General features: G+C 42.6%; 11 protein-coding genes. 9 read left to right on the top strand and 2 right to left on the bottom strand.

Features of this window, described 5'->3' with window-relative positions:
* The first annotated feature begins 37 nt into the window (after window positions 1-37).
* Window positions 38-1,288 (top strand): MDR family MFS transporter, encoded by a 1,251-nt coding sequence (locus tag B0H99_RS00060; RefSeq protein WP_106531581.1) that lies wholly within the window; start codon window positions 38-40, stop codon window positions 1,286-1,288.
* A gap of 288 nt (window positions 1,289-1,576) precedes the next feature.
* Here the strand turns inward: B0H99_RS00060 and B0H99_RS00055 are convergent, their stop codons facing one another.
* The gene (locus B0H99_RS00055) at window positions 1,577-1,777 is read right to left on the bottom strand and encodes a hypothetical protein (protein ID WP_106531580.1); all 201 of its coding nucleotides are present in this window, start codon (window positions 1,775-1,777) and stop codon (window positions 1,577-1,579) included.
* Between the two features lie 394 nt (window positions 1,778-2,171).
* On the opposite strand from B0H99_RS00055, the gene B0H99_RS00050 reads away from it, so the two are divergent.
* The 6 genes from B0H99_RS00050 to B0H99_RS00025 all read left to right on the top strand — a co-directional run bounded on the left by B0H99_RS00050 (window position 2,172) and on the right by B0H99_RS00025 (window position 8,867).
* Window positions 2,172-3,575, top strand: coding sequence for an FAD-binding oxidoreductase (locus B0H99_RS00050; protein WP_106531579.1), 1,404 nt, complete (start codon window positions 2,172-2,174; stop codon window positions 3,573-3,575).
* Window positions 3,572-4,561: a bile acid:sodium symporter family protein gene (locus B0H99_RS00045; protein ID WP_106531578.1), complete on the top strand. Its 990-nt coding sequence runs from the start codon at window positions 3,572-3,574 to the stop codon at window positions 4,559-4,561. The genes B0H99_RS00050 and B0H99_RS00045 overlap by 4 nt, the downstream gene beginning before the upstream one ends.
* 230 nt (window positions 4,562-4,791) lie before the next feature.
* Window positions 4,792-6,231: an FAD-binding oxidoreductase gene (locus tag B0H99_RS00040; RefSeq protein ID WP_245894316.1), complete on the top strand. Its 1,440-nt coding sequence runs from the start codon at window positions 4,792-4,794 to the stop codon at window positions 6,229-6,231.
* Complete coding sequence (locus B0H99_RS00035) at window positions 6,221-6,781, top strand: MFS transporter (protein ID WP_106531577.1); 561 nt, start codon at window positions 6,221-6,223, stop codon at window positions 6,779-6,781. Before B0H99_RS00040 ends, B0H99_RS00035 begins: the two co-directional genes overlap by 11 nt.
* 81 nt (window positions 6,782-6,862) lie before the next feature.
* Entirely contained in the window at window positions 6,863-7,780 is a 918-nt protein-coding gene (locus B0H99_RS00030; protein ID WP_106531576.1) for an aldo/keto reductase, read from the top strand.
* Between the two features lie 604 nt (window positions 7,781-8,384).
* Window positions 8,385-8,867, top strand: coding sequence for a DUF2306 domain-containing protein (locus tag B0H99_RS00025; protein WP_106531575.1), 483 nt, complete (start codon window positions 8,385-8,387; stop codon window positions 8,865-8,867).
* Window positions 8,868-9,093: 226 nt separating this feature from the next.
* On the opposite strand, the gene B0H99_RS00020 is transcribed toward B0H99_RS00025, so the two are convergent.
* Window positions 9,094-9,942, bottom strand: a complete 849-nt coding sequence (locus B0H99_RS00020; RefSeq protein WP_106531574.1) for an NAD(P)H-hydrate dehydratase — start codon at window positions 9,940-9,942, stop codon at window positions 9,094-9,096.
* A gap of 205 nt (window positions 9,943-10,147) precedes the next feature.
* On the opposite strand from B0H99_RS00020, the gene B0H99_RS00015 reads away from it, so the two are divergent.
* Both B0H99_RS00015 and B0H99_RS00010 read left to right on the top strand, forming a co-directional pair.
* Window positions 10,148-11,089: an MBL fold metallo-hydrolase gene (locus B0H99_RS00015; RefSeq protein WP_106531573.1), complete on the top strand. Its 942-nt coding sequence runs from the start codon at window positions 10,148-10,150 to the stop codon at window positions 11,087-11,089.
* 74 nt (window positions 11,090-11,163) lie between these two features.
* On the top strand, window positions 11,164-11,793 hold the full coding sequence (locus tag B0H99_RS00010) for an HAD family hydrolase (RefSeq protein ID WP_106531572.1): 630 nt from the start codon (window positions 11,164-11,166) through the stop codon (window positions 11,791-11,793).
* Window positions 11,794-11,991: the final 198 nt, after the last annotated feature.

Raw genomic sequence — 11,991 nt, 5'->3', positions numbered from 1 at the left:
CTAGTTTAATATACATATAACAGGGAGGCGAAACAATATGAAATGGAAAGAATATCCACAAAACATTCGAGTACGTCTGATAACTTCATTTTTTAACCGCATGGTTTCTATGGCAGTCATGCCGTTCATGGCATTATTTTTTGCGGAGGAACTTGGTAAAGTATGGGCAGGGCTTTTCTTAGTCGGAACTGTTGTCATCAGTTTTATCGTGAACTTGATCGGCGGCTATATTTCAGACCGTTTTCAACGAAAAAAAGTGTTGTTGGTCACCTCCTCTTTGAACGCGCTATTGTTCCTTATTATGACACTCAGTTTGCTTCCGGAACAGAACGGTATCTGGTTGTTTGCTGCAGCTTATACGGCCTTTATCGTGACAAGCAGTTTAGGGAGGCCGGCAATGCATGCCATCATAATCGACTCGACAACACCTGAAAACCGCAAAGCGGTTTATGCCATCGATTATTGGTTGATCAACTTGTCTATGGCAATCGGAACGGCTATCGGCGGCTTGATGTACGTTAGCCATAAAGTAGAATTGTTTTTGTTGTTGTCAATTACCAGTGCCATGCTGCCGGTCGCATATAATATTTGGTTGAAGGATGAACGCACCCGTCTTCTGGAAAAACGGCACCAAAACGTTTTTTACGATTTGCTTCAAAATTATAAAGTGGCATTTCAGGATGCGCCGTTCGTTAAGGTTGTAGCAGGTTCGATATTCATCTTTGCAGCGGAATTTTCTTTGAACAGCTATATCGGGGTGCGGCTTGCCGAATCGTTTACACCGTTATCGTTCGGTGCCTTTGAGGTAGGCGGTGTCCGGATGTTGAGTTTCCTTAATATCCTTAATATGCTGCTAGTGGTTTGTCTGACGTTCTGGATCAATCGGTTTACGAACCGATTCAGAAAACAAAATGTATTATTGATTGGCCTTGCAATATACGGAGTAGGCTATGTCGTCATTACGTCAGCGAATACGTGGTATGTGCTGATAGCATTTATGGCGGTCGCAACTATAGGTGAACTCATCTATTCACCAGTACGGAATGCGGAACAAGCAAATATGATGCCGGAGGATAAGCGCGGATCTTATTCTGCATTTTCCAATCTGTCATTCAGCGGAGCTGATTTGGTGGCAAGGTCGACAATCATCATTGGCGCTTATTTAGCGCCAATGATGATGAGTGTCTACATGGGCGTCCTGCTCATGGCAGGTACAGCATTGGTATACGCAGGCTTGTTCTACAAAAAGCAGCCGAACAAAAAAGCAGTTTTGACAAAAGCGCTATGATAAAAACTCCTCCTATTACGGCAGATAGGCAGGAGTTTTTTAGTTCATTAATGGACGGCCAGTTTCTTAAAATTTTCGTTAAGGAATATGTTTCGGCGATTGCAATTCTGTTTTCGTTTAAATTGGCTTTTATGAGCAAAGGAAACTAAACGGTTTTCTGCTGTGGACGGAACCTGGATTTTGGCACACAGCCTTGGAAGCTCTTGACAACACCATCAAAGAGTTTTTATTGCTTGGTGAAAAGAAATCCCTAATAAAAGCAGAACGGGGATCCGTTCTGCTTTTTTCTTAAATATTTAACTTGGCTTTTTCAATGGAAAGGACCGGATCGAACGGCAGCGATAGAAGATTTAGATTGCATAATAACAATATCAGAACCAACAAACCTAAGATGACCACAGCCTCTAACGTATTTTTTTGGTCTTCTGCAAGTTCTTGTTTTTTTTCCCGATAGCTCATCTGAATTTTTTTTCTGTTTTCGAAGTTCATATATTACACCTTCTCTAAATGTTTTGATCAAAGCATGTAAATGTAGTAATGAAAAGAAAGGTTGTGAAGCAGGAGGGGATTTAGGAAATTTGACGATTATTTAAATTTTAAAGAATAAAGTGAAATGTTATGTAAGAAAAAGCAATGGAAAATCTAATGTTTTTACTTTATCTGAATTTTTTAACTTTAGCAATAGCATTTTTATAAGAAGAACTAATTTATTATGCACTAACATCGGAATTTGGCTATTTAAATTCAAAAAGCTAAAGAAGAAATTTTCTGAAATAACAATTGAATTGCTTAAACAATTCTGTATAATAAAGTCTATTACCTTTAGAAGACGAATTATTTTTTATTTTCAATTTTCAATAGCATTCGGTAAGGAGAGGGACACATGCCACAGCACACAACATATGAACTTGTCGAATTATTAAAGAAGGAGTTATCGGAAGAGCAAGTAACCGTCAACAAAACAGTCCGGGAACTTCACAGCAAAGATGAATCGTACCATTCACCGCGTTTGCCCGACATCGTCGTATTCCCGAAAAACACACAAGATGTCAGCAGAATTTTGAAAATTTCTTCTCAGCTCCGTGTTCCGGTCGTTCCATTTGGCTTAGGATCCAGTTTAGAAGGACATGTGATTCCCGTAGAAGGCGGAATTACCATTGATTTTTCTTTAATGAATAAAGTCCTAGAAGTGCTGGAAAACGACTTCTTAGTGAAAGTTCAACCAGGCGTAACGAGAAGCCAGCTTAATAAGGAACTTAAAAAGTATGGCCTCTTTTTCTCGGTCGATCCTGGCGCAGATGCCACGCTTGGCGGCATGGTCGCAACAAATGCAAGTGGCACGACATCGGTAAAATACGGTGTTATGCGGGATCAGGTCCGTGATTTGGAAGTGGTTTTATCGGACGGCATGGTCATCCACACCGGAAATTTGGCAGCTAAATCATCTTCCGGCTTTCATTTGAACGGCCTCTTTACAGGATCGGAAGGGACTCTTGGATGCTTTACAGAACTTACGCTTCGCGTCTACGGAATTCCAGAGCATGTGGCTGCGGGCAGAGCATCTTTCCCGACTGTCCAGCATGCAGTAGAGGCGGTCGTATCCATTTTGCAGGCGGGAATACCGATTGCCCGAGTGGAACTGGTAGATGAACCGTCCATTCGGCAAGTAAATCGCTTCAGCGATACCCACTACTTGGAAAAGCCGACTTTATTCCTTGAATTCCATGGAAATGAAGCCGGGTTGAAGCAAGATGTGGAATTTACACAAGAACTGGTCAATGGCCATGACTGTGAAGCAATCCAATTCGAAACAGACACTGCAAGCCGCAACGCCTTATGGGAAGCCCGGCATAATTTGGCTTATGCTTATATACATGGAAACCCTGGCAGGAAAATGATGGTGACGGACGTCTGCCTGCCAATATCCGAACTTGCGGGGGCAGTTGCCCATGCAAGAAAAAACGTTGAAGACTTGGGGTTGACGGGCGGTATTGTCGGCCATGTCGGCGACGGGAATTTCCATGTATTGCTGATGCTGGATATGGACAACGCAGAAGAACTGGATAAAGCAAATAAGCTGAATGAACAAATTGTGCTGTATGCACTCGAACGCGGCGGCACTTGCACAGGGGAACATGGCGTGGGCTTCGGAAAGCAAAAATACCAGCAGCAAGAACATGGCGACGCACTACTTGTCATGGAAAAAATCAAACGAGCACTCGATCCAAATAATCTGTTGAATCCAGGGAAAATTGTAAGAACAGATAAGAAAGGGGCAATAATATGAAATTCGTTGAATCATTAAGCTCGTTTGCAGGAAGGTATTTTGCTTTTTTTGTTATTGGCATCGCTATTATTGCATTTTTAATTCCAGAACCATTTTTGGGGCTTAGAAGTTACATAACGATCCTCTTGGGTGTGGTTATGTTCGGAATGGGATTAACGCTGAAACCGGTCGACTTTAAACTTGTAGCCTCCAAGCCGTTGCCGGTTATAGCCGGGGTTTGCGCGCAGTTTATAATCATGCCGCTTGTCGCTTTTGCAATAGCTTATACGCTTCAGCTTCCTGCTGAACTTGCAGCAGGGCTTATCCTATTAGGCTGTGTGCCGGGGGGGACGGCTTCGAATGTCATGGTCTATTTGGCTAAAGGGAATGTGGCATTATCGGTAGCAATGACTTCATTTTCAACTTTGTTGGCGCCGATTGCCACACCGCTCCTGTTGCTTTTGTTGGCAGGACAATGGTTGCCGGTTGACCCGGTCGCAATGTTCACATCTATCATCCAAGTGATTATCATTCCTATTACGCTTGGAGTCCTCATCAGCAAGTTTTTCCCGAAAGCCGTGGAAAAAAGCATTTCAGTAGTACCGCTGATTTCAGTACTTGCCATTTTGATCATCGTATCAGCTGTAACCGCGGCAAATGCTGGTAATGTAGTAAGCGCTGGACTGATTGTCTTTGTAGCCGTTTTCCTTCATAACGGAATCGGTTTGTTGCTTGGCTATTTTACAGCAGTCCTGCTTGGCCTTAAAGAAAATGATCGCCGCGCAATAGCTATTGAAGTCGGAATGCAAAATTCCGGCCTGGGAGTAGCATTGGCGACAGCGCATTTTAGTCCGTTAGCTGCGCTTCCAAGTGTATGGGGAGCGATTTGGCACAATATCAGCGGTCCGATCATTGCGACAATCTGGTCGAAGCGGCCGGTTAAAGAAGAAAGTTCTGATGCAGGCGCAAGTAAACCGAAAGTTGTTCCTGCTTCCGGAAAATATTAATTGATACTGGCTCAAGCTATACGAGAACAGCCGCAACTGGAATTTCAGTTGCGGCTGTTTTAATGTCTAAAAAAATCACACAAAAAAATATTTTCAGATTTAGTAAAAGTAAATTGTGCATTTATACGATAAATTTGTAGTTGTTTAAAAAAATTACAAAATACTCCAGTTAATAAAGAGTTTTTCGTATAAACTAGTCCTATAGCATGAATAGGAGGAGGTAAGATAAAGTGGTTGCCCGTTATTCAATAGCAATCGGCTTCATAATAATATTTAGTTTTTCTCTGCACTTATTTTCTTCATCATTCGATGAGCCGACGGTCGGTGACCAAAGCCGCCTTATGGCTGTAAAAATGAAAGCGGTCAAAGCGGGAACTACCACAGAAGAACTTAAAAAGATTGTACTGGATGCCAACAAAAAGGATGATGTTATTGCTATTGCCGGCATGCAGCATAGCCAAGGTGGGCATACATTATACCCAAAGGGAATTCTGCTCGATATGAAGCCTTACAACAAAATCTTATCGCTGGATAGGCAAGGAAAAAAGATTACTGTACAAAGCGGCACAAGTTGGGCGGCTATACAAGAATACATAAACCCTTCTGGATTGGCACTTCAAATCAGCCAGTCGCAAAGTATTTTTACAGTAGGAGGTTCGCTTAGCGTCAACGCCCATGGACTGAGTATTCGTAACCATTCACTCATTGATACTGTCGACTCATTCCGCCTCCTGACCGCTAAAGGAGAAGTTCTGACAGTTAGCCGGGAAGAGAACCAGGAAATGTTTCCTTTAGCTATTGGAGGATACGGCTTATTCGGAGTGATATTGGATGTAACATTGAATTTAACCGATAATGAATTGTATGAGATGTCCTCACACACGCTGCAATATGAAGACTATCCAGCATATTTTAAAGAAACCGTTCTGTCTGATAAAAACTATAAGATGCATCTGGCACGGCTGTCTATATCACCTGATACGTTTTTAAAGGAAATGTATGTGATAAATTATGCCTTGGCACCCCACCAAAGCAAGTTAGTTGATTTCCTGCCATTAAAACGTGAACCGATTGTCGCTATACCTAAATTTTTTCTCGGCATGTCTCGTATCAATGACTTTGGAAAACGGACGTTCTGGGAAACACAAAAAAATTACGCCAAAAAGGTTCAAGGCAAACTAATATCCAGAAATAATGCGATGCGTTCCGATTCAGTATTCATGGAATATACAAACCCTGATAAGACAGAAGTACTGCAGGAATATTTTGTTCCGATTGATGAATTTGAACATTATCTGGACGATTTGAGATCTGTATTAGAAGACGATGAAACATTTAATTTATTGAATATTACAGTCCGATACGTCGAGAAAAACGAAGAACCCCTGTTAGCTTATGCTACAAAAGACATGTTTTCCCTCGTGCTGCTGATCAACCAGGGCAAAGATCAAAATAGCATTGAACAAACAAGAAAAACTGTCCAAAACATGATCGATGTGACCCTTGCCCATAACGGCAGTTACTACTTGCCTTATTACGGCTATGCTACGAAAGAACAGATGAAAGCAGCTTATCCACGATCAGAAGAATTTTTCAAGCTGAAGAACATTTACGATCCGGATCATCGATTCCAGAATTTATTTTTTGAGGAGTACGGGGATGAACATTAAACAATTTGTTTTATATCAAGGAGCGGTAGGTATGGCTGCCAGCATGATTTTTCCTTTTTATATTCTGCTCTTGAGAGACGTAGGAAGCAGCTTTTCCCAATTTGGATGGGCATATGGATTGTTTGCGCTGACATCAGCGTTAAGTTTTCCTTTTATAGGTAAATTTGCCGATAGAATAGGGGATAAACAACTGTTGCTTGTTTACTCATGGGGTATGGCTGTGCTCCTGATTCTTTTCCCACTGGCTTACGAAATCTGGCATGTATACTGTTTGCAGATAGCGATGGGGTTGTTCGGAGCCATACAAAAAAACTCGGAAAAAACAGTGCTGGCACGCGCCGTCAGTAAAGAAAGAGCCGGAAGAGAAATTGGCAACTACCATATATGGACTTCCGTTGCGGCAGCCATTGCAGTAATTGGAACGGGCTATTTGGTCGACTTTTTAACCATAGGGAGCATTTTTTATTTGGCGTCGCTAGTTTTTGCTTGGAGTGGATTCTTTATCATGAAAGCGGGGAGCACCGAATCAATTAAAGCTGGAAACCTTTAAAGACTCAACTGGATTTCTCTATTTGTTTTCATCGGCATGATTAGTGGTAAACAGGCTTTAACAAATGATGGGAGTGATTGTGTGAAGAAGTTGACGCTCGGAACCAGCGATTTGTCCGTTTCAAATATTGCGCTTGGCTGCGGTAACATAGGCAGACTGTCAATCGATAAAGCGAAAGCCGTCATAGAGAATGCATTAGAACTTGGCGTGGACTTTTTTGACCATGCAGATGTTTACGCCGAAGGCAGATCGGAAGAAGTTTTTGCCGAAGCAATCGGCATGAAGCCGTCCGTGCGCGATCAAATCACCATCCAATCAAAAGTCGGTATCCGCAACGGGTATTACGATTTTTCTAAAGAGCATATTTTAAGGACTGTGGACGAAAGTTTGCAGCGGCTGAAAACCGATTATTTGGACAGTCTCCTTCTTCACCGGCCGGATGCACTTGTAGAACCGGAAGAAGTGGCGGAAGCGTTCAATCAGTTGCATGAAAGCGGAAAAGTCCGTTATTTCGGCGTCAGCAATCACAACCCGATGCAAATTGAACTGTTGAACAAGTATGTTGAGCAGGATTTTATCGTCAATCAGCTGCAGTTTGGCGTCATGCATACGGGGATGATAGATGCCGGCATCCAAATGAACACGCGCCATGAAAACGGCCTGAACAGAGACGGCAGTACCCTTGACTACACCCGGTTGAATAATATGACGGTACAAGCCTGGTCGCCTTTACGCTATGGGAATTTTGAAGGGTTTTTTGTCGATAATGATGAAATGCCTGAAATCAATGCGAAACTGCAGGAGATCGCTGACAAATACGGCGTGACGAAATCGGCACTTGCTATTGCTTGGATTCTTCGCCATCCTGCCAATATCCAAGCGATTGTTGGAACCATGACACCAGAACGGTTGACCGATATTGCCGAAGCTTCTGATATTGTCATCACGCGCAAAGAGTGGTATGAAATTTACCGGGCAGCCGGAAACCAAGTTCCTTAAAATATATAAACTAAAGCCGCAGCCTCGAAAGTTTTCTATTTCGGGGCTGCGGCTTTTTATAGAAGCAGCTTATCGAAAAAAAAAAGTGGAAGGAATTTAAGGAAGTAGCGGTTGGAAAAGGACGAAAGATATGGATGAGCTTTATTGCTGGACGCAATTAGAGGGCCTTGATCGTTATACTAATTTCGATAGATATGTTCTGCAATTTAGAAATAACGTTTTTATAGTTAAAATAAAGAGGGAAATAAGGGTTCTTATAGAATAAGACTTGTGAAAGTAATAGAAAAAGAAGAACAAGGCGAGCTATATAAAAAAACTCAGAATTTAGGTTGTTATAACTCCGCTTTTTGCTTCTGGTTCAGAACTATATTACTGATTTTGAATAGGAGCAGTTACAGATAGTGCGCTCTAATAATGTCTAAAATGATTTAAAAACAGATGAAGAAATAAAACAGATGAAGAAATCATAGATCTAACGTATTTCCCATGCCGGAACTTCCACAGCTTAATGGCATCAGCAAAAAAATAACAGTGTAATTAGCGTATTTATTGTGATTTACAATAATTCCTTTCATCCGACATAGAAATCGATAGGAGGCGAAAAATGGATTTTTTCACTGCGATGCTGGTGCTGCATATTGTTGCGGGAAGTGTCTGTCTTCTGTTAGGAGTGGTTGCTTTTTCTGTCCGAAAAACGAAAGGGAACCATACAAAATTTGGTGAGGTCTATCATGCCAGCTATATAGTAATATTCGTTACCGCTATAATCATGGCGATTCTTCATTGGGATGAAAGCGCCGCATTATTTTATGTGGCGCTTTTTTCGTATTCTTTTGCGTTAATCGGTTATTTGGCCAGGAAAAGGCGTTGGAGAAATTGGATCTTTCTTCACATTAGAGGAATGCTCGGATCATATATCGGCCTCGTGACAGCGGTTCTCATTACCAATGGATCAGACATTCCTTTTTTGAAAACACTGCCATTATGGACGCTTTGGATTTTACCGACCATTATCGGTACGCCAATGATTATCTATGTCAACCACCGTTTCAGACGATCGAAAAAACCGAAGACTGCTGTATTATAAGCAGACAAACCGCTCTCAATATCAACTGAAGCAGTTTTGCTTTTGAATAAAACCTGTATACTTGGTTTTTACAACTCTTCGGTTCCCAAACTCAATCATCGTCACGTAAACAAATATCAAACTCTCAATTTGTCTTGTATCGCTTTCGTATATTCCGATTGCTTCTCCATAAGCAATCGCCACCTTGCATTTTTAAATTCATGTGCACGCTCCTTTGTGGTCAGTATTATTCAAATTCTTTCCATACTTGCGGAAGCAGTTCTGTCAGTTCATGGGCAAGCAGCGTATGGGCAGAATTTTTTTCAACCCATGCATCAGCGCATGCCCCGTGGAGATAAACCGAATTCAAGACAGCGTGCTTCCAATCTTCGTGGATGCACAGCATGCCAAGGAGCATCCCCGTCAAAGTATCGCCGGTGCCGCCTTTGGCGAGTGCACTATTTCCTGTTGGATTAATCCATGTATCGCCATCAGGAAATGCGACAACCGTCTCTTTCCCTTTCAGGACGATGGCGGCACCAAGTTTTTTTGAGCATAGACGGGCGTAATGCATACGGTTTTGCTGCAGTTCCTTCACTTTGATACCTGTAACCCTTGAAAATTCCAAAGGATGCGGGGTTAAAATTGTTGGGGCTTGGCGTCCTTCATAGTCTCTTTTTGACAATGCGCCGGCATCCAGGATTACCGGAACCTTGCCAGCCAAGATTTTTTGTATCGCTTTTTCGGTGAGATCGTTTGGAATGATGCCAGGTCCTATTGCAATAGCCCGAAAACTGTCCAGTTCCAAAAATCCCTTGGCGATTCGCTCAAGTGCTTTAGATTCATAAGTGGCTTCCGGCAGTCGCTGTACGATAATTGAAATTACTTCCGGTTCCGTGCCAATCACCAGTTTTCCGGCGCCGCTCCGCATAGCGCCTAGACCAGCAAGCATTGTTGCTCCAGGCATGTCAGGGCTGCCGGCAATTAAAAGTCCTGTTCCATAAGTTCCCTTATGGCTATCAACTTCTCTCAATGGTAGAGTCGATCTCACATTTTCTTTATTCCATATTCCAGCATGTTCTTCCAGATTGGCCATCAGTGGCCACCCCCATTCATCTAATACTTGTTTTCCTATATATATGGATATCTAAACCGGCAACAGAAAATGTTGGATCAGTGCAGCCATATTCAAAATAAACTGGTAGAATATTCTTGTAATTGTTTCTTCAATCTATAAGGCACTTGCTGGGTACATAAGTTAACAATTGGCGTTCCACCATTTTATCTTAGGAGGGTTCACTATGTTCAAACGATATCCGCTGCGCTTAAATGAGCGAATTCATCTGATTGACGGTTATGATCTAAGCATCCCTGAACGCACAGGGACATATGTTATTAAAGAAGAACAAGTAACAATTGTCGAAACGGGACCGAGTCCATCGGTCGAGCATGTTAAAAAAGGGTTGGAGAAACTGGGAATATCGCTCGAAGAGATCCGATACATTATCGTAACCCATGTCCATCTTGACCATGCGGGAGGTGCCGGTCTGTTGTTGAGGGACTGCCCTAACGCAAAAGTTGTCGTACATACCAAAGGGGCACGGCATCTGTCAGATCCGAAAAGGTTGATCGCAGGAGCAAAGGCGGTTTACGCACACCGTTTTTCCGGCTTGTTTGAACCTGTTGTGCCAATTCCTGAAGACCGGCTTCTTGCCTTTGGGGAATCCGACCAGTTGAAAATCGGGCCGCTCTGTACGCTTGAGTTTTTAGATACTCCGGGACATGCGAACCATCATTTCAGCATTTATGATCCTGTTTCCCATGGTGTCTTTGCCGGGGATGCGGTGGGGATTCGCTACGAGCAATTGGCCGATGAAGGAATTGATTTGTTTTTGCCCTCCACATCGCCAAATCAATTTGATCCGAAAGCGATGGGCAAAACAATCGAGCGCCTCCGGGCTATGGAACTTGGAGCAATATACTTTGGCCATTTCGGTATGACTACAAAGCCTAATGCGGCCCTGAATCAGGTCAGTGCATGGCTTCCGATTTTTGTGGAACAGGCTCGCATGGCTGCAGCTGAAGGAAAAGGGCCGGATGAACTAGCGAAACGGCTATATGACTTGGTCGCTGAAAAACTGCTTAAACAAGGTGTAAGGGAAGAGCATGAAGTATATCCTATAATTGAATTGGATATGCAAGTCAGTGCTATGGGTTTGATGGATTTTTTGTCAAAACAGTGAAACAGTGCTCTTCCGCCTATATGAACGGTGCAAGGAAAAAAAAGAACCGATACAGAATTAAAGGAGCGGATTTAATGGACAGCATCATATTCGATCTCGATGGCACGTTATGGGATTCCAGAGAAGCGATTGCCATTTCATGGAACCAGGTATTTGAAGGGTTGGAAGAAGGCAGCTTTTCCATTACAAAAGAAGATTTGACAGCCATGATGGGATTACAGATCGATGAGATAGGGGAGAAGCTGCTGCCGCAGTTGCCGGCTGCCAAAAGAAAAGAATTGCTGGACCAATGCAGCCAGGTTGAGAATGAGTACCTGGTCGAGAATGGCGGCATATTATATCCTGAGGTGGAGAACGTGCTTGCAAGCTTGGCTGAAAGGTACAAGCTTTTCATTGTCAGCAATTGCCAGGAAGGGTATATCGAAGCGTTTTTGAAATATTACGGGCTCCAAAAATACATTCAAGACTTTGAAAATCCTGGACGAACGGGGCTTTTAAAAGGAGAAAACATCAAATTGGTGATGGACAGAAATAATTTGGCGGCTCCGGTTTATGTAGGGGATACGGAAAAAGACCGGGAGGCTGCAGAACTTGCGGAAATCCCGTTTGTATATGCGGAGTATGGTTTCGGAAAAGTGCAGAATGCTGATTATACAATTAAAAGTTTTAGCGATCTCACTAATTTGTTTCAAAGAAAAACTTAAAAAAGGTGTTCCCGACAATATCGAGGCCACTGAAAAACCCTAAGAAAAAGCATCGAATTTCTGATTTTAGAAATTTGGTGCTTTTTTTGTTGTATACTGGTTCTAACTTCAAGGAGGGATAACCATGATGCCAGACAGACCGTCCATGAAACCCAGTCCTTATGCCGCCCTTTATGATCTTGTCATCCCCCACGACCA

The sequence above is a fragment of the Planomicrobium soli genome, assembly GCF_003014655.1.
In the GTDB taxonomy this organism is placed as follows: Bacteria; Bacillota; Bacilli; order Bacillales_A; family Planococcaceae; genus Planococcus; species Planococcus soli_B.
The sequence above is the reverse complement of the archived record's forward strand: the minus strand, read 5'-3'. Positions and strand labels throughout refer to the sequence as shown.